27 protein-coding genes are annotated in these 24,028 nt (G+C 73.5%); 10 read left to right on the top strand and 17 right to left on the bottom strand.

The features are described 5' to 3' along the window. Positions 1–51 precede the first annotated feature (51 nt). The 4 genes from OG900_02295 to OG900_02280 form a co-directional block, all read right to left on the bottom strand. Positions 52–2,412: a family 65 glycosyl hydrolase gene (locus tag OG900_02295; GenBank protein ID WUH89075.1), complete on the bottom strand. Its 2,361-nt coding sequence runs from the start codon at positions 2,410–2,412 to the stop codon at positions 52–54. Beyond that, complete coding sequence (locus tag OG900_02290) at positions 2,409–3,152, bottom strand: beta-phosphoglucomutase family hydrolase (GenBank protein WUH89074.1); 744 nt, start codon at positions 3,150–3,152, stop codon at positions 2,409–2,411. The genes OG900_02295 and OG900_02290 overlap by 4 nt, the downstream gene beginning before the upstream one ends. A 73-nt stretch (positions 3,153–3,225) precedes the next feature. Then, positions 3,226–3,903 carry an epimerase gene (locus tag OG900_02285; GenBank protein WUH89073.1) on the bottom strand — a complete coding sequence of 226 codons (678 nt, stop codon included), beginning with the start codon at positions 3,901–3,903 and terminating at the stop codon, positions 3,226–3,228. An 86-nt stretch (positions 3,904–3,989) separates the two neighbouring features. Beyond that, on the bottom strand, positions 3,990–4,625 hold the full coding sequence (locus OG900_02280; GenBank protein WUH89072.1) for an NAD(P)H-binding protein: 636 nt from the start codon (positions 4,623–4,625) through the stop codon (positions 3,990–3,992). 292 nt (positions 4,626–4,917) lie between these two features. Here OG900_02280 and OG900_02275 point away from each other — a divergent pair, with 292 nt between their 5' ends. Further along, complete coding sequence (locus OG900_02275; protein WUH89071.1) at positions 4,918–5,796, top strand: NAD-dependent epimerase/dehydratase family protein; 879 nt, start codon at positions 4,918–4,920, stop codon at positions 5,794–5,796. A gap of 75 nt (positions 5,797–5,871) precedes the next feature. Here OG900_02275 and OG900_02270 read toward each other — a convergent pair whose 3' ends face one another. Continuing rightward, entirely contained in the window at positions 5,872–6,336 is a 465-nt protein-coding gene (locus tag OG900_02270) for a MarR family transcriptional regulator (GenBank protein ID WUH89070.1), read from the bottom strand. A 153-nt stretch (positions 6,337–6,489) separates the two neighbouring features. Here OG900_02270 and OG900_02265 point away from each other — a divergent pair, with 153 nt between their 5' ends. Next, on the top strand, positions 6,490–7,746 hold the full coding sequence (locus OG900_02265) for an MFS transporter (GenBank protein ID WUH89069.1): 1,257 nt from the start codon (positions 6,490–6,492) through the stop codon (positions 7,744–7,746). Here the strand turns inward: OG900_02265 and OG900_02260 are convergent. Continuing rightward, positions 7,730–8,251: a hypothetical protein gene (locus OG900_02260; GenBank protein ID WUH89068.1), complete on the bottom strand. Its 522-nt coding sequence runs from the start codon at positions 8,249–8,251 to the stop codon at positions 7,730–7,732. The two genes, OG900_02265 and OG900_02260, sit on opposite strands and share 17 nt — an antisense overlap. Positions 8,252–8,477: 226 nt before the next feature. On the opposite strand from OG900_02260, the gene OG900_02255 reads away from it, so the two are divergent. Beyond that, positions 8,478–9,842, top strand: coding sequence for an NAD(P)/FAD-dependent oxidoreductase (locus tag OG900_02255; GenBank protein WUH89067.1), 1,365 nt, complete (start codon positions 8,478–8,480; stop codon positions 9,840–9,842). 56 nt (positions 9,843–9,898) lie between these two features. On the opposite strand, the gene OG900_02250 is transcribed toward OG900_02255, so the two are convergent. Beyond that, positions 9,899–11,830 (bottom strand): SpoIIE family protein phosphatase, encoded by a 1,932-nt coding sequence (locus tag OG900_02250; protein WUH89066.1) that lies wholly within the window; start codon positions 11,828–11,830, stop codon positions 9,899–9,901. A 127-nt stretch (positions 11,831–11,957) separates the two neighbouring features. Between OG900_02250 and OG900_02245 the strand changes: the two genes are divergently transcribed. Then, positions 11,958–12,650 (top strand): ribonuclease HI, encoded by a 693-nt coding sequence (locus OG900_02245; GenBank protein WUH89065.1) that lies wholly within the window; start codon positions 11,958–11,960, stop codon positions 12,648–12,650. A 56-nt stretch (positions 12,651–12,706) separates the two neighbouring features. On the opposite strand, the gene OG900_02240 is transcribed toward OG900_02245, so the two are convergent. Continuing rightward, positions 12,707–13,129 (bottom strand): RICIN domain-containing protein, encoded by a 423-nt coding sequence (locus OG900_02240; protein WUH89064.1) that lies wholly within the window; start codon positions 13,127–13,129, stop codon positions 12,707–12,709. Positions 13,130–13,227: 98 nt separating this feature from the next. Here OG900_02240 and OG900_02235 point away from each other — a divergent pair, with 98 nt between their 5' ends. Then, complete coding sequence (locus tag OG900_02235; GenBank protein WUH89063.1) at positions 13,228–13,821, top strand: hypothetical protein; 594 nt, start codon at positions 13,228–13,230, stop codon at positions 13,819–13,821. Here the strand turns inward: OG900_02235 and OG900_02230 are convergent. The 4 genes from OG900_02230 to OG900_02215 all read right to left on the bottom strand — a co-directional run bounded on the left by OG900_02230 (position 13,816) and on the right by OG900_02215 (position 16,704). After that, positions 13,816–14,676: a DUF4232 domain-containing protein gene (locus OG900_02230; protein WUH89062.1), complete on the bottom strand. Its 861-nt coding sequence runs from the start codon at positions 14,674–14,676 to the stop codon at positions 13,816–13,818. The genes OG900_02235 and OG900_02230 overlap by 6 nt on opposite strands. After that, positions 14,660–15,205: an RNA polymerase sigma factor gene (locus tag OG900_02225; GenBank protein WUH89061.1), complete on the bottom strand. Its 546-nt coding sequence runs from the start codon at positions 15,203–15,205 to the stop codon at positions 14,660–14,662. Before OG900_02225 ends, OG900_02230 begins: the two co-directional genes overlap by 17 nt. After that, the gene (locus OG900_02220; GenBank protein WUH95587.1) at positions 15,202–15,810 is read right to left on the bottom strand and encodes a class F sortase; all 609 of its coding nucleotides are present in this window, start codon (positions 15,808–15,810) and stop codon (positions 15,202–15,204) included. The genes OG900_02225 and OG900_02220 overlap by 4 nt, the downstream gene beginning before the upstream one ends. A gap of 174 nt (positions 15,811–15,984) precedes the next feature. Further along, on the bottom strand, positions 15,985–16,704 hold the full coding sequence (locus OG900_02215) for a DUF4232 domain-containing protein (protein ID WUH89060.1): 720 nt from the start codon (positions 16,702–16,704) through the stop codon (positions 15,985–15,987). A gap of 219 nt (positions 16,705–16,923) precedes the next feature. On the opposite strand from OG900_02215, the gene OG900_02210 reads away from it, so the two are divergent. Together OG900_02210 and OG900_02205 are read left to right on the top strand one after the other, a co-directional pair. Beyond that, entirely contained in the window at positions 16,924–18,186 is a 1,263-nt protein-coding gene (locus OG900_02210) for a VWA domain-containing protein (protein WUH89059.1), read from the top strand. Beyond that, on the top strand, positions 18,186–19,031 hold the full coding sequence (locus tag OG900_02205) for a hypothetical protein (GenBank protein WUH89058.1): 846 nt from the start codon (positions 18,186–18,188) through the stop codon (positions 19,029–19,031). The genes OG900_02210 and OG900_02205 overlap by 1 nt, the downstream gene beginning before the upstream one ends. A gap of 51 nt (positions 19,032–19,082) precedes the next feature. Here the strand turns inward: OG900_02205 and OG900_02200 are convergent, their stop codons facing one another. The 4 genes from OG900_02200 to OG900_02185 all read right to left on the bottom strand — a co-directional run bounded on the left by OG900_02200 (position 19,083) and on the right by OG900_02185 (position 20,346). Next, positions 19,083–19,253, bottom strand: a complete 171-nt coding sequence (locus OG900_02200) for a hypothetical protein (protein WUH89057.1) — start codon at positions 19,251–19,253, stop codon at positions 19,083–19,085. A gap of 28 nt (positions 19,254–19,281) precedes the next feature. Beyond that, positions 19,282–19,470 carry a hypothetical protein gene (locus OG900_02195; protein WUH89056.1) on the bottom strand — a complete coding sequence of 63 codons (189 nt, stop codon included), beginning with the start codon at positions 19,468–19,470 and terminating at the stop codon, positions 19,282–19,284. Between the two features lie 2 nt (positions 19,471–19,472). Then, positions 19,473–19,655, bottom strand: a complete 183-nt coding sequence (locus tag OG900_02190; protein WUH96079.1) for a hypothetical protein — start codon at positions 19,653–19,655, stop codon at positions 19,473–19,475. Positions 19,656–19,872: 217 nt separating this feature from the next. Continuing rightward, on the bottom strand, positions 19,873–20,346 hold the full coding sequence (locus OG900_02185; protein WUH89055.1) for a GreA/GreB family elongation factor: 474 nt from the start codon (positions 20,344–20,346) through the stop codon (positions 19,873–19,875). A 231-nt stretch (positions 20,347–20,577) separates the two neighbouring features. Here OG900_02185 and OG900_02180 point away from each other — a divergent pair, with 231 nt between their 5' ends. The 3 genes from OG900_02180 (at position 20,578) to OG900_02170 (ending at position 23,071) form a co-directional block, all read left to right on the top strand. Further along, the gene (locus OG900_02180; protein WUH89054.1) at positions 20,578–20,757 is read left to right on the top strand and encodes a hypothetical protein; all 180 of its coding nucleotides are present in this window, start codon (positions 20,578–20,580) and stop codon (positions 20,755–20,757) included. A 128-nt stretch (positions 20,758–20,885) separates the two neighbouring features. After that, positions 20,886–22,067, top strand: coding sequence for a hypothetical protein (locus OG900_02175; GenBank protein ID WUH89053.1), 1,182 nt, complete (start codon positions 20,886–20,888; stop codon positions 22,065–22,067). Positions 22,068–22,159: 92 nt separating this feature from the next. Then, positions 22,160–23,071 (top strand): Dyp-type peroxidase, encoded by a 912-nt coding sequence (locus OG900_02170; GenBank protein ID WUH89052.1) that lies wholly within the window; start codon positions 22,160–22,162, stop codon positions 23,069–23,071. A 7-nt stretch (positions 23,072–23,078) separates the two neighbouring features. Here OG900_02170 and OG900_02165 read toward each other — a convergent pair whose 3' ends face one another. After that, entirely contained in the window at positions 23,079–24,020 is a 942-nt protein-coding gene (locus tag OG900_02165; GenBank protein ID WUH89051.1) for a carbohydrate kinase, read from the bottom strand. Positions 24,021–24,028 lie beyond the last annotated feature (8 nt).

Genomic DNA, 24,028 nt, shown 5'->3' with positions numbered 1-24,028 from the left:
GTCAGCCCGGCCCGTCCCGCGTCACTGCTTCGCCGGGCCGGAGGTGCCCGGCTACTTCAGGTGCTGCGAGCGGCGCAGCGGGGACCGGCTCGGCGGCTGGTCCGGCGAGGGCCGGTGCGTGACGCAGGGCAGTTCGCGTTCCACGGGCCGCTCGGTGGTCAGGGTGAACGGCTCCTCGTAGTGCAGGACTTCGAGCGGCTCACCGTCGGCCAGGGTGTAGGTCGCGGTCTTCCTGCGGACCTCCACCCGCAGCCGCCGGCCGCGGAAGAGCAGCCGGAAGGCGATCCGGCTGAGCGCGTCGGGCAGCCGGGGCGCGAAGCGGATCGCGTCGCCGTCGAAGAGCCGCATCCCGCCGAACCCGGCCACCAGCGCGGTCCAGGTGCCGGCCAGCGCGGCGATGTGCAGCCCGTCGCGGGCGTTGTTCTCCAGGTCCTCCAGGTCGATCATCGCGGTCTCGCCGAGGTAGTCGTAGGCCAGTTGAAGATGCCCGACCTCGGCGGCGATCACCGACTGGCAGTAGGCGGAGAGCGACGAGTCGCGCACCGTCAGCGGCTCGTAGTAGGCGAAGTTGCGGGCCTTCTGCTCGGCTGTGAAGGCGTCGCCGCGCAGATACATCGCCAGCACCAGGTCGGCCTGCTTGACCACCTGCTTGCGGTAGAGGTCGAAGTAGGGGTAATGCAGCATCAGCGGGTAGTGGTCGGCGTCGGTGTTCTCGAAGTCCCAGGTCTGGCGCCGGCAGTAGCCCTTGGACTGCTCGTGCACCCCGAGGTCCTCGTCGAAGGGCAGCGCCATCGCGGCCGCCGCGTCCCGCCACGCGGCCGTCTCCTCGTCGGTGACGCCGAGCGTCGCCGCGTGCCGCGGGTGCCTTTCCGCCGCGTCCGCCGCCGAGGTCAGGTTCGCCTGCGCCATCAGGTTGGTGAAGGCGTTGTCGTCGCCGATCGCACTGTATTCGTCGGGACCGGTGACGCCGTCGATGTGGAAGGTGCCCGCGTGGTCGTGGTGTCCCAGCGAGCGCCACAACCTGGCGGTCTCCACCAGCAGTTCAAGACCGGTGTCGCGCTCGAAGGCCTGGTCGCCGGTGATGGCGACGTAGCGGACCGCGGCGTCGGCGATGTCGGCGTTGATGTGGAAGGCGGCGGTGCCGGCCGGCCAGTAGCTCGACGCCTCGTCGCCGTTGATGGTCCGCCACGGGAAGGTGGCGCCGGCCAGGCCCAGCTGGCGGGCCCGCTCCTGCGCGACCGGCAGCATGTTGTACCGCCAGCGCAGCACCTCGGCGGCGGCCCGCGGCGAGGTGAAGCTCAGCAGCGGCAGCACGAAGGTCTCGGCGTCCCAGAAGGAGTGGCCGTCGTAGCCGGACCCTGTCAGGCCCTTGGCGGGGATGGCCCGCTCCTCGGCCCTGGCGCCGACCTGGAGGACGTGGAAGAGCGCGAAGCGCACCGCCTGCTGGATCTCGGTGTCGCCGTCGACCTCGACGTCGGCCCGCTCCCAGAAGTCGTCCAGATACGCCTGCTGCTGGTCGAGCAGGCCCTGCCAGCCGGTGTCCCTGGCGCCCACCAGCGCCGCGTCCGCCTGGTCGCGCAGCGCGGGCAGCGAGCGGGTGGCCGACCAGCCGTAGGCGACGAACTTCTCCAGCCGCAACCGCTGGCCCGCCTTGACCACCGACGTCACGGTCAGCCGGCTCACGTCGTCGTCGGACTCCGCCGATACCTGGGTGCTGTCCGGACCGTCGATCCGGTGGTCGGCGGCCACCGCCACCCGCAGCCGGCTGCGGGTGGTGGAGTGCACTAGTCGCAGCCTGGTGCCCGCCGCGTAGTGCTCCTCGGCCCGCAGCGGCGAGTCCAGCGCGGCCGACACCCGCGGGTCGCCCGCGGAGTGCGGCACGTCCTCGTTGGCGGCCAGCTCCGACTGCACCACCACCCGCACCTCGCCGTCCAGTGGCTCGACCTCGTAGGCGATGGCGGCGACCGCCCGCTGCTGGAAGGACACCATCCGGGTGGAGGTCACCCGTACCGCCCGCCCGGCCGGCGACACCCACTCGCAGACCCGGCGCAGCACCCCGGCCCGCAGGTCCAGCTCCCGCTCGTGGCGGCGGACCGTGCCGTAGCGCAGGTCGAACGGCTCGTCGTCCACCAGCAGCCTGATGAGCTTGCCGTTGGTGACGTTGATGACGGTCTGACCGGACTCCGGGTAGCCGAAGCCGGCCTCCGCGTACGGCAGCGGGTGCAGCTCGTACAGCCCGTTGAGGTAGGTGCCCGGCAGGCCGTTGGGCTCGCCCTCGTCGAGGTTGCCGCGCCAGCCGATGTGACCGTTGGACAGCGCGAAGACCGACTCGCTCTGCGGCAGCAGGTCCAGGTTCAGCACCGACTCGCGCAGCGACCAGGGCGAGACCTCGAAGGCCGGGTCGGTGATCACGCGGTGGCCCCCAGCAGGTCGGCCAGGTCGGACACCACCGTGTCGGCGCCGTGCCGCCGCAGTTCGTCGGCCTGCCCGGTGCGGTCCACGCCCACCACGTAGCCGAACCGCCCGGCCCGCCCGGCGTCCATGCCGACCAGCGCGTCCTCGAAGACCGCGGCCTCACCGGGGCCGAAGCCCAGGTCGCTCGCCGCCTCCAGATACGTGTCGGGCTTCGGTTTGCCGCGCAGGCCCCGCTCCCGCGCGACCAGCCCGTCGATCCGCACGTCGATCAGCTGCTCGATCCCCGCGGCCACCAGCACGTCGCGGCAGTTGGCGCTGGAGGACACCACGGCGGTGCGCAGCCCCGCGGCCCGCACCGCCTCCACGAAGCGCACCGAGCCGGGGTAGGGCTTGACCCCGTCCTGGTGGATCTTCTCCAGCACGACGACGTTCTTGCGGTTGCCCAGGCCGTGCACCGTGTCGTGGTCGGGCGGGTCGTCCTCGTCGCCCTCGGGCAGCTCGATGCCGCGCGAGGCCAGGAAGGTGCGCACCCCGTCGGCGCGCGGCCGGCCGTCCACGTACTCGTCGTAGTCGGCGGTCGCGTCGAAGGGCTGGAATTCCGGGCCTTCGAGGTGGCGCAGGAAGTCGTCGAAGGTCTGCTTCCACGCGGCGGCGTGCACCAGCGCTGTCGGAGTCAGGACCCCGTCGAGGTCGAAGAGGCAGGCGCGGATACCGCTGGGCAGGCCGATCTCACTCATGACGCTGCTTGTGCCCCCATCACCCCCCGGGTATGTCCGCCCGCCCGGAAGTCCGCCCGACTCGCCGAACGGGTCAGGCCGCGCCGGGGGCGCCGAGCCGGTTGATGTCCGCCGTCGACAGGATGTGCGGCCCGCCGCCCTCCAGGCGTACGACGCCGAGCATGGAGCGGCCGAGCACCTCGGTGGTGGTGACCTGGTCCGGCGCGACCCGGTGCGCCAGCGGGTAGAGCCAGGACGTCAGCCGGTAGATGACCCGGTAGGTCCGGGTGCGGGAGACCGCGCCGTGCATCGGCCGGATCCAGCCCGGGCGGAACATGTACGCCCGCATGTCCATCGCCAGCAGCGCGTTCTCGGTGCCGCCCTTGACCCTGGCCCAGGCCACCCGGCCCTGCTCGGTGCTGTCGGTGCCGGCGCCCGAGACGTAGGTGAAGGTCAGCTCGGGATTGCCGGCCGCCATCAGGCGGGCGGCGGCCAGTGGGAAGTCGTGACTGACCCGCTGGTAGACCTCGGCGGTGTGCCCGGCGGTGGAGACCCCCAGGCAGTAGAAGCAGGCGTCGGCGCCGGTCAGCTCGCCGGCGATCGCGGACAGGTCGGTGAAGTCCGCGTGGGCGACCTCGCGCAGCTTGGGGTGCGCGATGCCCAGCGGGCCGCGCCCGACCGTGACCACCTCGGCCACCTCGTCGTCCAGCAGGCACGCGCGCAGCACACCGTGCCCGACCATGCCCGAGGCACCGAAGACCACCACCTTCATCGCGGGTCGCCGCCGCCTTCCTGCTGTTCTGCGGGCGCGGACCGCACCCACGGGCGGGGACGATAGTAACGCCCGCCGCGGGCGGCTCAGTCGGCGATCACCGCGATCTTGCGCAGGTAGTCGCCAGAGGTGACCCGGCCGAGGATGAACTCGGCGACGTCGGCCCGGGAGACCGTCGGCATACCGCGCAGCTCCAGGCGCTCGCCGTGCCGGTAGCGGCCGGTCCGGGCGCGGTTGGTGAGCAGCACCGGGTAGACCAGCGTCCAGTCCAGCGGGCTGCGGCGCAGCACCTGCTCACCGGCCGCCTTGTCGGCGTAGACGCGGCGCAGCGCGCGGTAGGTCAGCCGCGGCAGCGCGGGCACCTGCTCCATGGTGTCGCCGACGCCGAGGGCCGACAGCCACACCAGCCTGCCGACCTCCGCCTCCTCCATGGCGCGGACGATCCGCGGGGTCGCCTCGGCCATCAGGGTGGGCGAGCGCAGGCCCCGTCCGCTGCGCTCGGTGCCCAGCGCGCTGACCACGGCGTCGGCGCCGGCCACCGCCGCGGTCACCGCGGCCTGGTCCGACGTCACCTGCCCGACCTCGATCCGCAATCCCTCCCTGGCGGGCGGCGCCTTGGCCGGGTCGCGCAGAAAGGCCGTCACCTCGTGGCCCGCGGCCAGTGCCTGCGCGACGACCTGGCGCCCGGTGGCGCCGGTGCTGCCGAAGACCGCGATCCGCATGGTGTCCCTCCTGGTGCCTGCCGGTCGCCGCGGCGCGGTGGCCGCCGCGCAGTACGGCAGTCGGGTCCACCCCCGGGCGACCGACCGGCCAGCCGGATGGGGAAGGCGGCGCCCGGCGGCGAGGATGAAGCGGTCGTCACCATCGCACGGACCGCGGGAGCCGCCTCGCAGACACGCCGCGGCGGCCGACACCCAGCGGGCGTCGCGGGCCCCGGACGCTTGCGGCCCGCGCACCGGCACCCGGGTTCGGGCCGGTCGACCACCACACCCGCACGACAGGACAGGACATTCCATGCACGTATTCCTCACCGGCGCCTCCGGCTATGTGGGCTCGGCGACCGTCAAGGCACTGGCCGAGCACGGCCACGAGGTGTCGGGGCTGGCCCGCAGCGACCGGTCCGCCGCGCGGCTGCGCGATCTCGGCGCCACCCCTGTGCGCGGCGAGCTGGCCGACACCGGTGTGCTGCGCGACGCGGCCGCCGGCGCCGACGCGGCGATCCACCTCGGCGCGGTCGTCGGCCCCGACGCCGCCGAGGTCGACCTGGCCGCGGCGCGGGCGATGCAGGAAGGCCTCGGCGGCCGGGGCACGTACGTCCACACCGGCGGCTGCTGGGTCTACGGCGACACCGACGGCGTGGTCGACGAGGACGCGCCGCAGCGCCCGCCGGCGATCACCGCGTGGCGCGCGGACAACGAGCGGCAGGTGCTGGCCGCAGCCGACCGCGGCGGGCGCCCCGTGCTGGTGATGCCGGGGCTGGTCTACGGCCACGGCAAGGGGCTGACCCGGGCCTTCTTCGTCGACCCCGGGCGGGAGACCGGCGCGGTCCCGCAGATCGGCGACGGCTCCAACCACTGGTCGCTGGTCCAGGTGGACGACCTCGCCAGGCTGTACGTCCTCGCGCTCGGCGCCGCACCCGGCTCGGTCTACTTCGGTGTCGCCGACCAGAACCCGCCCTTCGCGAGGATCGCCGAGGCGCTGTCGCAGGCGGCCGGCTGCCCCGGCAGCATCGAGTCGCTGACGCTCCGGCAGGCCGAGCGGCGGATGGGCCCGATCGCCGAGGCCTTCGCACTCGACCAGCAGCTCACGGGTGCCCGCGCCCGCAGGGAACTGGGCTGGACCCCGACCGCCGGCGACCCGCTGGCGGAACTGGCCGAGCCCGCCGAGGACTGACCGGACGTACGCCTTCGCCTCCGCTACCGCCCGCGCCCCTCAGGGATCCGCGGGCGGTACCTCAGCCTGCGCGGCTCAGGCCGGGACCGGGCCGCGGATCTGCTCGACGGCGGTGACCAGCGGCGCCAGGTGCGGGTCGCCGGCGGCCTGGTCGAGGGCCTCGCGCAGGGCGGAGTTGTTGGTCGGGCGGGCCGCGGCGAGCAGGTCGGCGCCCGCGGCGGTGACGTCGGTGTAGATGCCGCGGCGGTCGGTCGGGCAGAGATAGCGGGCCAGCAGGCCGCGCTCCTCCAGGCGGGTGACCAGGCGGGTGGTCGCGGACTGGCTGAGCACCACCGCGTCGGCGACCTGCTTCATCTGCAGGCGCCCGCCGGGGCCGTCGTGCTGCCTGCTGAGCACGTCGAGCAGCGAGAACTCGCGGACGCTCAGCCCGTGCCCGGCCTGCAGCGCCCGCTCGGTGTGCGCCTCGATCCGGCCGTGCAGCAGGGACAGCGCGCACCAGCCGTCGGCGAGTGCGGTCAGTGCCGGATCGGTGGCGGTCATCGGTCCTCCAGGCCCTCGACGGGCGGTCCGCGCCCGGCCCCGGTGCCGTGTTGGGCGCATGCACCACTCTAACGCGCTTGCAAATAACCCGCGTGTGCAATTATTGTCCACGCTTGTTAGACGCTCCTGCACTCACCTCGGAAGGTGTCCCTCATGCCTCTCGCGCTGCTGGCCCTGGCCATCGGGGCCTTCGGGATCGGCACCACGGAGTTCGTCATCATCGGGCTGCTGCCCCAGGTCGCCGGCGACTTCGGCGTGTCCGTGCCGACCGCGGGCCTGCTGGTCACCGGCTACGCGCTCGGCGTGGTGGCCGGCGCCCCGCTGATGACCGCGCTGGGCACCAAGGTGACCCGCAAGCGGATGCTGATGCTGCTGATGGGCCTGTTCGTGGTCGGCAACCTGATCTCGGCGGCCGCCCCGGTCTTCGCCGTCATGCTCATCGGCCGGGTGGTCACCTCGCTCGCGCACGGCGCCTTCTTCGGTATCGGCTCGGTCGTGGCCGCCGAGGTGGTGCCGCCGGCCAAGCGGGCCGGCGCCATCGCGACGATGTTCACCGGACTGACCGTCGCCAACGTCGTCGGTGTGCCGCTGGGCACCTTCGTCGGGCAGAGCGCCGGCTGGCGGATCACCTTCGTCATCGTCGCCGCCCTCGGCGTGCTCGGGCTGCTCGGCGTCGCCCGCCTGGTGCCCGACCTGCCCCGGCCCGCGGGCGTCAGCCTGCGCCACGAGGTCGCGGTCCTCCGCAATGTCCAGGTGCTGCTCGCGATGGGCATGACCGTGCTCGGCTTCGGCGGGGTCTTCGCGGCCGTCACCTACCTGGTGCCGATGATGACCGACGTCACCGGATACGCCGACGGCTCGGTGACCTGGCTGCTGGTGCTGCTGGGGCTGGGCATGGTGGTGGGCAACCTGGTCGGCGGCCGGCTCGCCGACCGCAGGCTGATGCCGATGCTGATGACCGCGCTCGGCGGGCTCGCCGTGGTGCTCGCGCTCTTCACGGTGACCGCGCACGACAAGGCCGCTGCCGCGGCCACCGTCTTCGCGATCGGCGCCCTCGGCTTCGCCACCACACCGCCGCTGCAGAAGCGGGTGCTCGACCAGGCCGCGGGCGCCCCGACCCTCGCCTCGGCCGTCAACATCGGCGCCTTCAACCTCGGCAACGCGCTCGCGGCCTGGATCGGCGGCCTGGTCATCTCGGCAGGCCACTCCTACACCGCGGCGAACTGGGTCGGCGTGGCCCTGGCCGGCGGGGCACTGCTGCTCGCCGTGCTGTCGATGTCGCTGGAGCGCGGCGGCGCCCGCCGCCCCGGCCGCCTCGTCGCCCGCTCCGCCGACGGCGGACCCGGCGACGAGGAGGACGGTTGCAGCACGGCCGGCGCCGCCGGCGCCGGGCTCAGCTCGCGGGGTTGACGCCGATGCTGACGTAGGTGACGGCGACGGTCGCGGTCTGCGCGGTGGGGCTGGTCGGCGCGGGGACGAAGCCGACGGTGCCGGTGCCGTAGCAGGGCAGGTTCAGCGACGTCGGGATCGGCACGCCGAGCCCGTACGCCTTGATGTCGGTGGCGGCCGTGACCGAGGACGCGGGGCCGAAGCCGGCCAGGTCGTGCGTGGCGGAGGTGCCGGTGTAGCCGACGGTGGCCTGGTCCGGCGCATTGCCCGCGATCAGTTGCACGGACACGGTCTGGCCGGAGAGCGGGTGTCCGGTCGAGGAGGGGGTGACCGGGCCGAAGCAGCCGACCTTGATGACCGCGCCGATCGTCACACCGTTGACCTGGCCGACGAATGTCTGGCCGGGGCCGATCGGCAGCGGCGAAGCCGTGGCGGCGCCGGCCGACGTCATACCGGCCGTACCGCCCAGCAGGGCCAGGGCCGCGACGGTGCCCAGGGAACGTAACCGAGAGTGCCGCTTGCTCATGTCTACCTCCGGATGGGGGGGACCGGGGCCGTTCGCGGCCCCGGGGAAGCGAGGGCGAACTGTGCGGGAGCACCAGCATGTTAGCGAGCCGCCGGGCAAACCGACCCCGGCCGTACCACCCCGCTGGCGGGGCCCGTGAGGGCACGGTAGGACAGGAGGTGCGAAGCCGTGGCCGGCGGGCAGACGCCACCCCGGCCGACGGCAGCCCCCAGAAGGGACAGACATCGTGGGACGACCGAAGATCCTCGTGGTGGGCGCGGGATTCGCCGGGGTGGGGTGCGTGCGCCGACTCGAGCGCAGCCTCGCCCGCGACGAGGCGGACATCTGCCTGGTGACCCCGTTCTCCTACCAGCTCTACCTGCCGCTGCTGCCGCAGGTCGCCTCCGGCATCCTGACCCCGCAGTCGATCGCGGTGTCGCTGCGCCGCAGCAGGAAATACCGCACCCGGATCGTCCCCGGCGGCGCGATCGGCGTGGACACCAAGGCGAAGGTCTGCGTGGTGCGGACGATAACGGGCGAGATCGTCAACGAGTCCTACGACTACATCGTGCTCGCCCCCGGCAGCATCACCCGGACCTTCGACATCCCCGGCCTGGTCGACAACGCGCGCGGGATGAAGACCCTCGCCGAGGCCGCCTACGTCCGCGACCACGTGATCGCCCAGCTCGACCTCGCCGACGCCTCGCACGACGAGGCCGAGCGGACCTCCCGGCTGCAGTTCGTGGTCGTCGGCGGCGGCTACGCGGGCACCGAGACCGCGGCCTGCCTGCAACGGCTGACCGCCCAGGCGCTGCACCGCTACCCGCGGCTCGACCCGAAGCTCATCAGGTGGCACCTCATCGACATCGCGCCCAAGCTGATGCCGGAACTGGGCGAGAAGCTCGGGCTGAGCGCGCAGAAGATCCTCCGCGACCGCGGTCTCGAAATCTCGCTCGGTGTCTCGATCGCCAAGGCCGGCCCCGAGGAGGTCACCTTCACCGACGGCCGGGTGGTGCCCTGCCGCACCCTGATCTGGACCGCGGGCGTCGCCGCGAGCCCGCTGATCGCGACCCTCGGCGCCGAGACCGTACGCGGCCGGCTCGCCGTCGCCGCGGACATGACGCTGCCCGGCGCCGACGGGGTCTACGCGCTCGGCGACGCCGCGGCCGTACCGGACCTGGCCAAGGGCGAGGAGGGCGCGATCTGCCCGCCCACCGCGCAGCACGCGATGCGGCAGGGCGTCGCGGCCGCCCACAATGTCATCGCCGCGATCAGGAACCAGCCGCTGCGGCCCTACCGGCACAAGGACCTCGGCCTGGTGGTCGACCTCGGCGGCCGGGACGCGGTCTCCAAGCCGCTCGGCATCGAGCTGCGCGGCCTGCCCGCGCAGGCCGTCGCCCGCGGCTACCACTGGTCGGCACTGCGCACCAACGTCGCCAAGACCCGGGTGATGACCAACTGGCTGCTCAACGCGGTGGCCGGCAGCGACTACGTCCGTACCGGCTTCCAGTCCCGCCTGCCCGCCACTCTGCGGGACTTCGAGTACACCGACTCGTACCTGTCGCCCGAGGAGCTGCGCGAGCAGGTCGCCGACGCGATGCCGCGCGCCTGACGGCGTGCGGGCGGCCTACGGCCGCGGAGTCCGAGGGCGCCCCCGGCGGGGCGCCCTCACTCCGGGAAGTCGGACAGCGGGTCGGAGCCGGCCGGCTCGTCGTCGGCCGGCTCCTCGTCCTCCCACAGCGAGAACCACACCGTCTTGCCCTCCGACTCCGGCCGCACGCTCCACTGGCCCGACAGGATGTCGAGCAGCATCAGACCGCGCCCCGAGGACGCCATCTCGCCCGGTGTCCGCTGGTGCGGCAGCTCGTCGCCGCTGTCGGAGACCTCCACCCGCAGTACGCGCCGACCCGGCTCGCCGGTCAGCGAGGCGTTGAGCGCCGCCGACTGGTCGGTGTGCACCAGGACGTTGCCGACCAGCTCCGAGGTCAGCAGCACCGCGGTGTCCACCTGGTCGGGCTGTGCCCAGTCGTGCAGCAGCGCCTGCAGCTCGGCCCGCGCCTCGGCCAGTCCCTGGGCCTGGTCCTGGTCGATGGTCAGTACCAGCCTGCGCTCGGGCACCGCCCGCTGGTGCACCCCGGCGTCGCGGCGCAGCAGCAGCAGCGCGATGTCGTCCTCGTTGCGCGGCGCCAGATCCGCGCGTACGCCCGCCGCGTCCACCTCGCGCCGCCCGACCTCCTCGTCCGCCGCCTGGCCGGCCTGCTGCAACGGGTTGTGGACCGCGCGGATCAGGCTGTCGGCGATGCCTTCCAGGTCCTCGGTCGGGCCGGGGGACATCGCGTCCCTGACCCGGATCCAGCCGCTGTACATGTCGTGCCCGCCGGTCTCGATCAGCCCGTCCGTGCACAGCATCAGGATCTCGTCGGGCCGCAGCTCCAGATCGGTGACCGGGTAGTCCTCGGTGCCCGGCATCAGGCCGAGCGGCAGACCGCCCCCGACGTGCTTGAGCATGCAGGTGCCGTCCGGCAGCCGCAGCACCGGGTGCGGATGGCCGGCCCTGGCGATGTGCAGCATCCCGGTGGAGGGCTCCGCCTCGATGTAGATGCAGGTGGCGAAGCGGTCCTCGTCGACCGCGGCCAGGAAGCGGGACGACCTGGCGAGCACCGCGTCCGGGCCGTGGCCCTCGGCCGCGTAGGCGTGCACGGCGGTCCGCAGCTGGGCCATCAGCCCGGCCGCGTGCACGTCGTGGCCCTGCACGTCGCCGATCACCACGGCCAGTCGGCCCTCCGGCAGGTTGATCACGTCGTACCAGTCGCCGCCGACCACCAGGCCGCCGCCGGTCGGCACGTAGCGGGTGGCCACCGTCAGTCCGGGCACCGCGGGAGCCGTCGCGCCCATGCTGCGCCGCAGTCCGCGGGACAGCGCCAGCTCCGCGCTGCTGGTCCTGGTCCGCTCCAGCGCCTGGGCGACCAGCCGGGCGGTCAGCACCAGCAGGGCCCGCTCGTCGGCGCCGAAGGCCATCGGCCGGTCGAAGGCCAGCAGGCACACCGCGGTGATCCGCCCGGAGGTCACCATCGGCAGGAAGGCCCACGACTGCCGGCCGAACTCGGCGGCCACCGGCCAGGTGGCGGGGAAGCGCGCGCTGTACTCCTCGGGGGAGGACAGGTAGACCGGCCGTCCCGAGTTGACCACCTCGGTGGCCGGGAAGTCGGTCGTCACCGGCATCCGGAAGACCCGCTGGGCGTCGCTGCCGCGGTATCCGGTCTGGCCGAGCACCTTGATGAACTTGTCGGTGACACCGAAGACCACCACGCCGTCGAGGGCGAAATCCGGGGCGGAGAGCCTGGTCACCGTCCTGAGGGCGGCGGACAGCGTCTCGGCCTCCGCCAGGTCGTGGCCGGTTTCGAGCAGCAGCGCGTCGCGCAGCCGCGGCTTCGCGGCGCCGGTGCCGGCCGCGGAATCCGCCGCGGGGACCGTCCCGGCCTCGGCGCCGTCTCCGCCGGGCCGCGACGTGAACCGGTTCATGGCGTCGATCTGCCGCTGTTCCGCTTCTTCGGCCTCCGACTGCTCACGTCGCGCCGGACCGTCGGCTCCCTTGCCCATCCGGCGCCCTCTCGCCACAGGGGTGGTCCTGTCGGTAACCATGCTCGGCGACGTCCGCGCTCTCCGCATGCGGAGCGACCGGGCGCGGCGGCGGGGGGCGATGTGCTTTCACCGGTGGTCGCCTGGCATGCTCGGGGTCGTGGGTGAACGCATCATCGCCGCGTGTGACGGGGCATCGAAGGGCAATCCGGGGCCTGCGGCATGGGCCTGGGTCATCGCCGACGACCGGGGAGAACCGGTCCGCTGGGAGGCGGGGCCGCTGGGCACCGCGACCAACAACGTCGCGGAGCTGACCGCGCTGGAGCGGCTGCTGGCCGCCGTGGACCCGGACGTCGCGCTGGAGGTCCGGATGGACTCGCAGTACGCGATGAAGGCCGTCACGACCTGGCTGCCGGGCTGGAAGCGCAAGGGCTGGAAGACCTCGGCGGGCAAGCCGGTCGCCAACCAGGAGCTGGTCGTACGCATCGACACGCTGCTGACCGGCCGCTCGGTGGACTTCCGCTACGTGCCCGCCCACCAGGTGGACGGCGACCGGCTCAACGACTTCGCGGACCGCGCCGCCAGCCACGCCGCCATCGTCCAGGAGCCCGCGGGCAGCGACCTCGGCTCGCCGCAGCCGCCGAGGACGCCCGACACCGTACGCAAAGCGCCCCGCGCGGGGGGCTCCGCGCCCGCCGGGGGACCCGCCACCGGGGGCGGGGGCGCCGCGCGCACGCTCAAGGCCAAATACCCCGGCCGCTGCCGCTGCGGACGCTCCTACGCCGCGGGCGAGCCGATCACCAAGAACGCCGACGGCTGGGGCCACCCCGACTGCCGCTGACCTGCCGCGCCACCCCGGCACCCGACCGCCGCCCCCGTCACCCGCGCACGGGCGGGTCAGGGGCGGTCGGGCTCCCAGACCGGCAGCCAGACGTCGTTGTCGACGCCCGCGGCGGTGCAGGTGTACTGGATCAGCGGGTTGCCCACCCCGACGCCGCCCCGGACGTTGAGGCACTTTCCGCTGGACTTCGCCACGATCTGGTAGCCGATGCCCTTGGGTACGAACCTCCACAGCTCGTTGTCGGCGGTGCCGCAGTCGTACTGGATGACCGGGGCGTCGTTCTCGGTGGACGCTCCCCGCACGTTCGCGACCTGGCCGGGATGGCCGGCCAGCCGCAGTGAGAACTGCTGGGCGACGACCGCCGGCGGGCTCGGGCCCGAGGCGTCGTGGGCCACCGCCGGGGTGGACGAGCCCGACATCAGCCCGGCGCCGACCGCGAGCGCGCCGAGGACCGCGGCCCAGCGCTTGTGCGTCTTCATGCTTCCTGCCTCCGAATCCGGCTGCCGCACGGGGGGACGGGCGTCACCGCGCGCGACCAGCGCCACGCAGCGTAGCCACTGCGAAGTGTCGATCCCTAGTGACATTCCGTAGTGGCTCTTTCGGCAGGGCCGAGCCGCGGGAGGCCGCCGGGACCGCTCCCGTACGGTCCGCCGCACCGGGCCCCGGCCGTCGACGTCGCAGCCACCCTGCTCGGCCGCGACATCGAGGCGGCTCGCACATCCCCACCCGCAGGACCGGCAATGTCACCGTCGCCGCCGAAGTGCTCGACGGCGACGAGTGCGACCGCACCTCGCAGCTCGACGACGGCAACCACATCCAGATCATGGCCCGGTTGACCGGCGCCGGCGGGCCCGACCTGTGCGCGATGGCCGACGCGGCGACCGACCACGCGTGGCCGTCGTGCGGGTGGGCACCGTCCCGCGCCGCCCCTCGGCCCGCCGCCCACCCGGCCCGGCTGCAACCCGCCGCGAACTGGGGCCCCAAGAAGGCCGAGCACGGGGTCAGTGCGGTGAGGACCCGGCTGTCCCGGGACGGCGTCCCCTTCCTGACCCGCGAGCAGATCGGCGAACCCGTCGGCAGCACCCTCGGCGAACTCCTGCTGTCTCCCACCCTCGTACCGCCCGACCTGGCACTGCTCGACCTGCCGGGCGCCCCGGACGGCTCCTCATGACGGGGGATTGCCGGTGCTGCCCGCGGTGAACGGGGTGACGGTGAAGAGGTCGTCGCAGTTGGTCACGCTGCCCGCGAAGTCCAGCCACGCGGTGTTGCCCGGCGGGTAGATCCGCAGCTTCACCGACGCGGGCAGGCAGGTGCCCTGCTGGTTGACGGTGTGGATGGTGTCGCTCACCGACCCGCCCGGCCGCAGCACCACAGGGCGGTAGTCCATCGGCTGCCGGTCGGCCGGCGCACCGATCTGCGCGCCCTTCGCGTCCAGCATCGACAGGCCCGGGTAACCGGTGAGATGGCAGGCCGTGGAGCTGCGGTTGGTGAGCACCAGGTAGCGGAAGAGGCTGCCCGCGCCCGCGTCGCCGCCGCCCAGCGCCGCGGACAGCTGCGAGGTCGCGCACATCGGGGTCGCCCCCGCCGTCTGCGGGGGGGCGTCCCTGGTCGGTGTGGCACTCGGGGGCCTGGTGGCGGTGCCCGTGGCACCCCGCGTACCGGTGCTGCGGGCAGCCGCCGTCGTGGTCGGGGTCGGCGCCGGCGCCATGTCCGGGCTGGGCCCCGGGGTCGAAGGGGCGGCGCTGGTCAGCGAGTTGCTGGCCGGCGGGCTCACCACCTCGTCCGAGCCGTGCGAGGTCAGCGCGCCCACCAGGTAGACGGAACCGGACAGCACCACGGCCGCCGCGAGACCGCCGCCGGCCGCCCGCAGCCGGCGGCGGCGCGCCGCACGCCGCCGGATCCGCCCGAAGGAGCCGGGCGGCGCGTCCAGATACCCGGGCGGCTGCCGCAGCAGCGGCTCCACCGGGTCGGCCCCGGTGCCCTCGCCGTCCGGGCCGCCCTCCGGGCGGTCAGGAAATCCGGTCATGGTGCCCCTCAAGTCGTGCGCGGAGCAGTTCGCGTGCCGCGTGCAGGTCGGCCTTCACGGTTCCCTCGTTCCGGCCAAGCAGCGCGGCCACCTCACGGACCGGCAAGTCGGCGTAGTAATACAGCAGGACGGGATTGCGCAGCCGCTCGGGCAGCGACTGCACCAGCAGGCGTACGGACGGGTCGGCCGCCTCCGCCTGCGGGCGTACGGACTGCTCGGTCTTCACCCGGCGCAGCGCGCGGCGCTCGCGCTCCATCTTGCGCCAGTGGTCGCGGACCAGGTTGGCGGCGGTCACATAGAGGAAGCCGTTGGGCTCCTCGACCCCGGTCCAGCGGGCCCACAGCCGGGTGAAGGCCTCCGCGGCGATCTCGTGCGCCGTGCCGTCGTCGTCGACCAGCCGGCGGCACCAGCCCGCGAGCCGCGGGTAGACGGCCTCGAACAGCTCGGAGGCAGCGCGCTCTTCTCGCCGGATGACCGCTCCCCTCGCTCCTGTCGCCGAAGTGCCGGCCGCCGCAGGCCAGTTGTTCACGAGCCGCCGACCAGCGAGGCGTAGACGATCACGTTGTCCGGATAGCCGCCGCCGTCCGAGATCCTCGTGCCGCCGCAGGTGATGAGACGCAGCGCGGGGTGGTCGACGTTCCCGTACACCGCGTCCGTCGGGAAGCGCGACTTCGCGACGGTCTGCACCTTGTCGACGGCGAAGACCGCGTCGGTGCCGTCCGCCCGGGTGACCGTCACCCTGTCGCCCGGCCGCATCCGGTCCAGGTGCCGGAAGACGCCGTCGCCGTACGCCCCGACCGTCACATGCCCCAGCAGCACGGAGGGCCCGACCTGGCCGGGCGCCGGCGACCCGTCGTACCAGCCGGCCGGCGCGTGCGCCGCGATCGGCGGTACCCTCACCGTGCCGTCGGCCGCCAGGCCGAGGGCCATGACGGGGGTGTCCACGCCGATGCCGGGGATGCGCAGCCGTTCCGGTTCCGACCTCGGCATTGCTTTTACCGTCGCGGACGGTGTGGCGGCGGTCGTGGCCGGCGCCACCGGTGCCGACGGCGCGGCGCTCGTGCGCGGCGGGGCCGGTGGCGGCCCCGCGTCCCCGCCGCCGGTCGCGCCATCGCACCCGGCGAGCAGCGCCACCGCGGCCGCGGCCACCACCACCCACCGTGTCGCGTTCACAGCTGCGGCCCGCTGCGGCTTGTCGCGCAGCTCCCCGCGGGAACTGCGCGACAAGCCACCCGCACAGCGCGACCGCGGAGTCCGCGACAGCGCCCCGCAGGGAGTGGCCGAGGGTCGGGAAGCGGAGGCCAAGGCTCAGTCCCTGGCCCCGCGCCGGCGACGCGCGGCAGCCGCGACGGCCAGGCCGCCCAGCAGGGCGGCACCCCCGGCCGCGCCGGCGGCCAGGGCGTGGGAGTGGCCGCCGGAGGCCGCGGCGAGGCCGGTGTCGGGCGCGCCCGAGGGGACCCGGGGCACCTGGCGCCCCGGGACGGATGTGGACGTCGGCGTCGGGGCCGGTGCCGTCACCGGGTCACTGCCGCTACGCCCCGCGGCCAGCGGCGTCACCGTGAAGGTGTGGTCGCAGTTCGTCACGGTCCCGGCGATGACCATCGCCGCCGTGTTCCCCGGCGGGTATATCCGCACCTTCGCCGAGGCCGGCAGACACGTCCCCTGGTGGTTGATCGTGTGGATCGTGTCGCTCGCCGACCCGCCGGGCCTCAGCTCCACCGCCGTGTAGCTGCTGCGCTGCCGGTCGGCCGGCGCCCCGATCTGCCTGCCGGCCGAGTCGAGCAGCGAGACCCCGGGGTAGCCGGTGAGGTGGCAGGTCGTGGAGCTGTGGTTGGTGAGGACCAGATAGCGGTAGAGGTTGCCCGCGCCCGCGTCCCCGCCGCCCAGCGCGCCGGTCAGCTGCGAGGTCGTGCACATCGGGGTCATGGGGGCCTGGCCGACGGGGGCCGAGGCGGCGGCGGGGACGGCTCCCGCGACCGCGACCGCCAGGACCACCGCCGCACCGGCGGCGAGTGAGGTGCTGCGCATGTCCCGTTCCTCGTTTCTCCCGCGGCCCGCCGCGCCCGGGAGCGGGCGCGGGCCCCGGCCGTACCGGGATCGCGAGCAGAGACGACACGGCGCCCGCCCGGGTTGTAAAGACTTCGTCAAGTCCGCCCGAGTGAAGCGGAATCCGACATTCCGTGCGTCGGGTCGCGACGCTGACCTGCCGACTTCATGAATGGGCCGGACCTTCACTACGATCCTCCGATGATCATGAGAAGACTCGTGGCCACGGGAATGGCCGGTGGCCTGCTGGCCACCCTCGCCTGCGGGCTGCTGCCCGCGAGCGCCGCCGCGGACGAACCCGCGGCGCAACCCCCACCGAAAGTCGAACTCGTCCTCGACGTCAGCGGCTCCATGCGGGCCAAGGACATCGACGGGCAGAGCCGGATGTCCGCCGCCAAGCAGGCCTTCGACGACGTCCTCGACTCGACGCCGCAAGAGGTCAACCTCGGCATACGCACCCTCGGCGCGGACTACCCGGGCAACGACCGCAAGACCGGCTGCAAGGACACCAAGCAGCTCTACCCGGTCGGCCCGCTGAACCGCACCGAGGCCAAGGCCGCGGTGGCCACCCTCGCCCCCACCGGGTGGACCCCGATCGGCCCCGCCCTGCTCGCGGCGGCCGCCGACCTCAAGGCGGGCGGTGAGGGCACCGCCAGGATGGTGCTGATCACCGACGGCGAGGACACCTGCAATGCCAACCCCTGCGACGTCGCCCGCGACCTCGCCGCCCAGGGCATCCACCTGGTCATCGACACGCTCGGCCTGAGCCCCGACTCCAAGACCCGCAACCAGCTCAGCTGCATCGCCGAGGCCACCGGCGGCACCTACACCACCGTGCAGCACCGCGCGCAGCTCACCACCAAGGTGAAGCAGCTGGTCAACCGCAGCACCGACCCGGTGGTCACCCCCGTGGCCACCAACGGCGCCGCGAACTGCGCGGACGCGCCCGTGCTCAAGGCGGGGCTGTACTCCGACCGTGAGACCTTCTCCGAGAACCGCTGGTATCGCATCGACGTACGCCCCGGCCAGGAGCTGCGCGCCTCGGTGAGCATCAGCGACGACCGGGCCGTCAACGCCGGCTACGGCGTCCTGCTGCGCGGTGTCACCCTGCACGGCCGGGAGATCGTCCGCGACGACGAGGGCGGCACCGGCCGTACCGACGCCGTCTCGGCCGGCATCCGCTATCCCAAGCCGAAAGCCGACTCCGACACGCCCGCCGAGACCGTATGCCTCCAGGTCGGCAACTCCTTCTCCGCGCCGGCCTCTGTCAAGACCACCCCCGGCCTGCCCGTCGAGCTGTCCATCGACCTGGTGGACAGCCCCGACCAGCCGTCCGACGTGGCCTTCTACGGCCTCGGGCGCGGCTGGTGGCTGCTGGGACTGCTGGCTGTCACCGGCGCGGTGGCCGGTCTGCTGACCGGCTGGGCCGCCCGCTGGCAGATGAACTCGGGGAGGGCCTCCTGATGCGCACCGCACGACGACTGGCCGCGGTGGGACTGCTCGCCGCGACCGCGCTGACCGCACTCACCGGCCGGGCCGCGGCCGACGACACCCCGAGCGCCACGCCCAGCGCGAGCGCGACCGCGGGCGACGAGGGGCCGCCCACCGAGGCGGGCACCAACTTCCGTACCGCCACGGTGATCAAGCAGGGCGAGCAGGCCACCGCCGGCGCGTCGGCGGGCGACTACCTCTACTGGGTGGTGGCCGCGGACACCGGGCAGAACGTCACGGTCAAGGCGACCGTGACCTTCGGCTCGGGCTCGGGGGCCGCCGCCACGCACGGCGCCTCGACCTGGCAGCTCGACGTCTACGACGGGCTGCGCCGCCGCCAGCCCTGCCGCTACGGCGCCCAGACCCGTACGGCCGCCGCCGGCGCGGCGACCGTGGAGCTGGCCTGCACCCTGCGGCCGGTGCGCGCCTACGCCGACACCTGGTCCAACGACCCGCTGCGCGGCGCCTACTACCTGCGGCTGACCGCGCTGGACGTGCCGGAGGCCGACCTCGGCCAGCCGGTGCGCGCGGCGATCACGGCCACCTCGCACGGCACCGCCGGCCGCGACGCGGTCGACGGCTCGGTGGTCCCGCTGGTCTCCGCCAACGCGCCCGACGTCGCACCCGCCGACGGCTGGGCCGGCACCTGGTGGTCGCCGCGCTGGCTGTGGACCGGTGGCGGCGGCCTGCTGGCCGTCTTCGTCGCGCTCGGCGCCCACCGGCTGGCCCGCGGCCCGCTGCGGCCGCAGAGCCGCCCGCGTCCGCACGACCACGACCGGCCCCCCTACCCGCGCGAAGGCGCGGGCTACTCCGGCTGACGCCGTAGGGCCGGGCGCGGCAGCCTGCCGCGCCCGGCCCTACGTCCGCGCCTACTCGTCACGGATGAAGTTCGCCTCCCACAGCTCCTTGTCCACCGCGCGCTGCGCGGCGAAGTAGAGCTCGTAGACGAAGACCCGGGCCTGCTCGGGCGCCATACCCGGTGCCTCGCGCAGCAGCCGCTCGGTCCAGGTGGTGATGTTGTCGTCGTTGGTGGTCGTCACCGTCGTGCACCTCCAGCCGGGCGGTCGCCTACGGGGATTCCGGGTCCGTGCCGTCGCGCGGGTCCGCCGGGTCCGGGGGCAGGCCCACCTCCTCGCGGTCCTCCTCCGTGCGCTCCCGCAGCTCCTCGTCGTCCGGGCGCCCCGGCATGCCGCGGCTGTGCCCGGAGTCGGGATCGCCCTCGACGGCCTTGTTGGACTTGTGGTGGTGGTGTGCCATGGCTACTTCTCCTCGTCGTGGGAGTCGGCGCCGTGAACCGTGCAGTGCAGCGAGTCGTCCTGCACATCGGCGACGATGGTGTCCCCGGGCTCCGCGCCGCGGCCGAGCAGCAGGGACGCGATCCGGTAGTCCGGTTCCGCCTGGATCGTGCGGCGCAGCGGACGGGGTCCGAAGGACATCGACATGGCAGCTCCGTACGTTGTGAGACGAGTGCTCACGTCCGGTGCGCGGATGAGGGGCACGAGCACCCCCGGGGGCCGCGAACGGCCAGGGCCGCCGACCCGCCGCATGATGCGGGTGACTCCTGGGGAAGGAGGGACACTCCTCACTCAAACGCCTCAGCTCCCGGCCCGCAAGCGGGGCGCCGCCCACGCCGCACACCGCGGGCGCCGCCCCGCCGGCTCAGGCAGCGTCGCCGATGGAGACCACCTGCGCGGACGCCGGCCCCTGCGGCGTCTCGTAGTCCACGGCGTCGCCCGCGCGGTGGCCGAGCAGCCCCTGGCCGAGCGGGCTGTCGGCCGTCACCAGGGCCTGGTCCTGGTCGTCGGCGATCTCGCCGATGTGCATCGTGTCCGTGGTGCCGTCCGCGAACCGGAGGGTGACAGTGCTGCCGACGCCCACCACGTCGGTGCTGGGCGGGCCGCTCACGACGGCGTCGTGCAGCCGCTCGGCCACCTCCTCGATCCGGTTGTCCAGGCGCGTGACGTCCGAGGCGCGCTGCAGCTCGTCGGCCTGGTCGGCACTGTCGCCCGCCGCGTCGGAGTCACCGCCCCGCAAGGTGACGGCGACCGCCCGGCGCTCCTCGCGCAGATCGGACAGCTCCTTTTCCAGCGCCTTGCGCGCGGCGGGGCTGAGGGGCTCGGGATCACCGGTCATTCCTGCTCCCGTGGTGGTGGAGGGACGAACCGAATAAGCGGCCGACCGGCCGTCTTGGAAAGCCGGACACCGCCGTAATTCGCGGAGACTCGCCAGCAATTCTAGTCGACCGGCCCTCTCGCGGCGCGGTCGCAGCCGTCGCTCGTACGGCGTAGCGTGAATCCTACGAACGGGCAGCCGCGAAAAGGGCTTTCCGTACGCGGGGGAAGCTGACGAGGGGAGCTGAAAGGCATGAGCAACAAGAACTCCCCGGCCAAGGGCCACCACGGTCTGGGCGCGCGGGGACAGGGAAAGCTGCTGTATTTCCACACGCAGATTCCCCACGCGGAGCGGCAGCCGAGCGACCCGGTGCTCGCCAAGCGGCACCAGCCGCACGACCACCGCAGGCAGAACGGCCACTGGGTTCCCTGAGCAGGGGATTCCGTGATTGCCGGGGTCCCGCGACCACCGCGTCCGGTGACCGTCTTCCGTGTGAACGTCTTCCGTTGTGACCCGCACGTCTTTGACCTGCCCGTCGCCGCAACCACAGTGAGGGTGGCATGGCCGACACGTACGATCTGACGCCCGAAGTCCTGGCCGACCTGCGCGCACCGCGGCCCTATCCCGCGATCACACTCGCCATGCCGACCGATCCCGACCTGCCGTTCGGCGACAAGGACCGCATCCTGCTGCGCGACCTCGTGACCCAGGCCAAACGCCAACTGGCCGAAGACACCGAAGTCCCCCGGGACGCGAAGCTGGAACTGCGGGACCGCCTGCTGGATCCCGAGGCCATCGAGGACGCGGGCTTCCCCTTCCACCCCGCCGGCGCGCTGGTGGTCCATATCGCCGCCGGCGAGCCCATCCAGGTCTGGCAGTTGACGTCGCCGGCCGTCGAGCCGCGAGTGGAATTCTCCACGGTTCTCCTGACCCGCTACGCGGTGGCCGCCGAGCAGCGCTCGCACCCGTATCTGGTCCTCGTGCTCGACCAGGAGATGTGCCGCCTCTACAACGGTTCCGTGAGTGAACTGGTCGAGGTGACACGGTACGGATTCCCCGACGCGCCGCGGATTCCCTCGCCCGAGGACTCGATTCCCGGGCCGATACCGCACTCGGCGCCCTACGAGTCGCACGACGAGCGGGTCAGGCAGTACCTGCGGACCGTCGACACCCACCTGGGCAGGGCGCTGAAGGAGCACAACGGGGAACCGCTGTTCGTCATCGGCAGCGAGAAGACGCTCTCGATCTTCAACGGCCTCACCCTCCACGGGGACCGCGTCGCCGGCACACTGCCGCTGACCGGTATGGACAAGGACCCGAAGCCCGACCTGGCGAATCGGCTCGCACCCCTGCTGGCCGACTTCCGCGCCCGGCAGGTCGCCGAGGCCGTCGAGGAGCTGGACGCGGCACGTGCGCAGCAGAAGTACGCCGGCGGCGCACCCGAGGTGTGGACGGCGGTCGCCGACAAGCGGGTGCACCGGCTGCTGGTGGAGGAGAGCCTGATGGTGGCGGGCCGGATCACCGGGGACGCACGGACCCTGGACGTGGTCCCCTACCCTGAGTTGGTGACGCTGCCCGACCCGCGGCCGGACGTCGAAGCGCCCGCCCACGACGCCGGTGTGGCCACCGACGTCGTCGAGCAACTGGTGGAGAAGGCCGTGCAGGCCGACTCCCGGGTGCTGTTCGTGCCCGACGGCACGCTTGACGCCGCCGGCGGCGTGGCAGCCGTACTGCGGTACTGACCGCGGCACCCGCGGGACGCGCCCGGCCCTGCACGCAGGGCCGGGCGCGTCCCACCGCGTCGCCCGGCGCACCCCGTGCCACGATGGTGCGCATGCCCCCGCCGCAGCCTGTGCTCAGCCCGCTGACCACCGCTTCCTTCTTCCTGGTCCTCACCGTCGATCAGGGCGGCGAGTCCGTCGTCCGCGGGCTGCTCGGGGACCTCTCGGGCATGCAACGGGCGGTCGGCTTCGGGCATCCCGCCGCGGAGCTGAGCGTCGTCGCCGGCATCGGGTCCGACGCCTGGGACCGGCTGCTGGGCGGACCGCGCCCCGCGGACCTGCACCCCTTCCGCGAACTGCGGGGAAAGCGGCACACCGCCCCCGCCACCCCCGGCGACCTGCTCTTCCACATCCGCGCCACCCGGCAGGACCTGTGCTTCTCGCTCGCCACCGAGATCATGGCCCGGCTGCGCGGCTCGGTCGGCGTCGCCGACGAGGTGCAGGGCTTCTCCTACCTCGACCAGCGCGACCTGCTCGGCTTCGTCGACGGAACCGAGAACCCGGTCGGGCAGCAGGCCGCCGACGCCGTCCTGACCGGCACCGAGGACGCGTCCTTCGCCGGCGGCTCCTACGTGGTCGTGCAGAAGTACCTGCACGACCTCGAAGCGTGGAACCGGCTCTCCACCGAGCAGCAGGAGCAGATCATCGGCCGCCGCAAGCTCACCAACATCGAGACGGACGCGCCCGGCTCCCACGTCGTGCTGAACACCATCACCGACCCGGACGGCACCGAGCGGAAGATCCTGCGCGACAACATGCCCTTCGGCAGCCCCGGCAGCGGCGAGTTCGGCACCTACTTCATCGGCTACGCGCGCACCCCCGCGGTGACCGAGGAGATGCTGCGGCACATGTTCCTCGGTGACGGGCCGACCACCCACGACCGCATCCTCGACTTCTCCACCGCCGTCACCGGGACGCTCTTCTTCACACCCGCCGCCGACTTCCTCGACGCCCTGGGCGACTGATGCGGCGCTAGCCGATCGATCCGGCCCGCGTGAGCGCCGACGCCAGCTCCGCCGCGTCGGGCGGGTTCGCCCCCGCCCTGGACACCGTCAGCGCCGCGGCCGTACCCGCCCGGCGCAGCATCCGGTCGAGCGCGGGACCGTCGAGCCCGGCCGCCATGCCGCGCCGGGCCGCGGCGCCGACCAGGCCGAGGGCGGCCAGCGTGTCCAGTGCGGCGGCCATGAAGGCGTCGCCCGCCCCCACCGTGTCGGCGACCTCGACCCGCACCGGCGCCGCCGTCACCCGCCCGGCCCGGGTGAAGGCCAGCGCGCCCTCCGCACCCAGCGTCACGAAGACGGCGGCCGGGCCGAGCCCGAGCCAGCGCAGCGCCACCGCGCCCGGCTGCTCGCCCGGATAGAGCCACGCCAGGTCCTCGTCACTGGCCTTGACCACGTCGCTCAGCGCCACGCACCGCTCCACCCGGCCCGCCGCCTCCTCCTGTGCGCCCAGCAGCGCCGGGCGCACGTTCGGGTCGTAGCTGACCGTCGCCGACCCCCGCAGCCGCGCCACCACCTCCAGCGCGGCGGCGGCGCCCGGCGGCTGCACCGCACCGATCGACCCGAGGTGCACATGCCGTACGCCCGCCGGCGGCTCCACCGGCCGCAGCGTCCAGCCGATCTCGAAGTCGTACGAGGCCGCGCCACGCCCGTCCAGCGTCACCACCGCGGTCGGGGTGGCCACGCCCGGCTGCCCGTCGGTCAGCAACTCCACCCCGGCGGACGCCAGATGCCCGCCGATCAACCGCCCCGCGTCGTCCTGCCCGAGCTGGGTGAGCAGCGTGACCCGGCGCCCCAGCCTGGCCAGCCCGTAGGCGACGTTCGCGGAACTGCCCCCGGGGTGCGTGACGTCGGGCCTGCCGGGGGTGCGGACGATGTCGGCGACGGATTCGCCGATCGTGAGGAAGTCGGTCATCCACTCAT

It is taken from the genome of Streptomyces sp. NBC_00433, assembly GCA_036015235.1.
Taxonomy (GTDB): Bacteria; Actinomycetota; Actinomycetes; order Streptomycetales; family Streptomycetaceae; genus Actinacidiphila.
This window is presented reverse-complemented; position numbering and strand designations above follow the sequence as displayed.

Bases quoted from the DNA above. Each gene is read 5' to 3' on its own strand.
- OG900_02185 (WUH89055.1), bottom strand. From the start codon at position 20,346: ATGACCGGTGATCCCGAGCCCCTCAGCCCCGCCGCGCGCAAGGCGCTG.
- OG900_02245 (WUH89065.1), top strand. From the start codon at position 11,958: ATGCTCGGGGTCGTGGGTGAACGCATCATCGCCGCGTGTGACGGGGCA.
- OG900_02205 (WUH89058.1), top strand. From the start codon at position 18,186: ATGCGCACCGCACGACGACTGGCCGCGGTGGGACTGCTCGCCGCGACC.
- OG900_02280 (WUH89072.1), bottom strand. From the start codon at position 4,625: ATGCGGATCGCGGTCTTCGGCAGCACCGGCGCCACCGGGCGCCAGGTC.
- OG900_02250 (WUH89066.1), bottom strand. From the start codon at position 11,830: ATGGGCAAGGGAGCCGACGGTCCGGCGCGACGTGAGCAGTCGGAGGCC.
- OG900_02190 (WUH96079.1), bottom strand. From the start codon at position 19,655: ATGTCGATGTCCTTCGGACCCCGTCCGCTGCGCCGCACGATCCAGGCG.
- OG900_02285 (WUH89073.1), bottom strand. From the start codon at position 3,903: ATGAAGGTGGTGGTCTTCGGTGCCTCGGGCATGGTCGGGCACGGTGTG.
- OG900_02290 (WUH89074.1), bottom strand. From the start codon at position 3,152: ATGAGTGAGATCGGCCTGCCCAGCGGTATCCGCGCCTGCCTCTTCGAC.
- OG900_02195 (WUH89056.1), bottom strand. From the start codon at position 19,470: ATGGCACACCACCACCACAAGTCCAACAAGGCCGTCGAGGGCGATCCC.
- OG900_02265 (WUH89069.1), top strand. From the start codon at position 6,490: ATGCCTCTCGCGCTGCTGGCCCTGGCCATCGGGGCCTTCGGGATCGGC.
- OG900_02215 (WUH89060.1), bottom strand. From the start codon at position 16,704: ATGCGCAGCACCTCACTCGCCGCCGGTGCGGCGGTGGTCCTGGCGGTC.
- OG900_02180 (WUH89054.1), top strand. From the start codon at position 20,578: ATGAGCAACAAGAACTCCCCGGCCAAGGGCCACCACGGTCTGGGCGCG.
- OG900_02240 (WUH89064.1), bottom strand. From the start codon at position 13,129: ATGAAGACGCACAAGCGCTGGGCCGCGGTCCTCGGCGCGCTCGCGGTC.
- OG900_02275 (WUH89071.1), top strand. From the start codon at position 4,918: ATGCACGTATTCCTCACCGGCGCCTCCGGCTATGTGGGCTCGGCGACC.
- OG900_02210 (WUH89059.1), top strand. From the start codon at position 16,924: ATGATCATGAGAAGACTCGTGGCCACGGGAATGGCCGGTGGCCTGCTG.
- OG900_02270 (WUH89070.1), bottom strand. From the start codon at position 6,336: ATGACCGCCACCGATCCGGCACTGACCGCACTCGCCGACGGCTGGTGC.
- OG900_02170 (WUH89052.1), top strand. From the start codon at position 22,160: ATGCCCCCGCCGCAGCCTGTGCTCAGCCCGCTGACCACCGCTTCCTTC.
- OG900_02175 (WUH89053.1), top strand. From the start codon at position 20,886: ATGGCCGACACGTACGATCTGACGCCCGAAGTCCTGGCCGACCTGCGC.
- OG900_02230 (WUH89062.1), bottom strand. From the start codon at position 14,676: ATGACCGGATTTCCTGACCGCCCGGAGGGCGGCCCGGACGGCGAGGGC.
- OG900_02260 (WUH89068.1), bottom strand. From the start codon at position 8,251: ATGAGCAAGCGGCACTCTCGGTTACGTTCCCTGGGCACCGTCGCGGCC.
- OG900_02165 (WUH89051.1), bottom strand. From the start codon at position 24,020: ATGACCGACTTCCTCACGATCGGCGAATCCGTCGCCGACATCGTCCGC.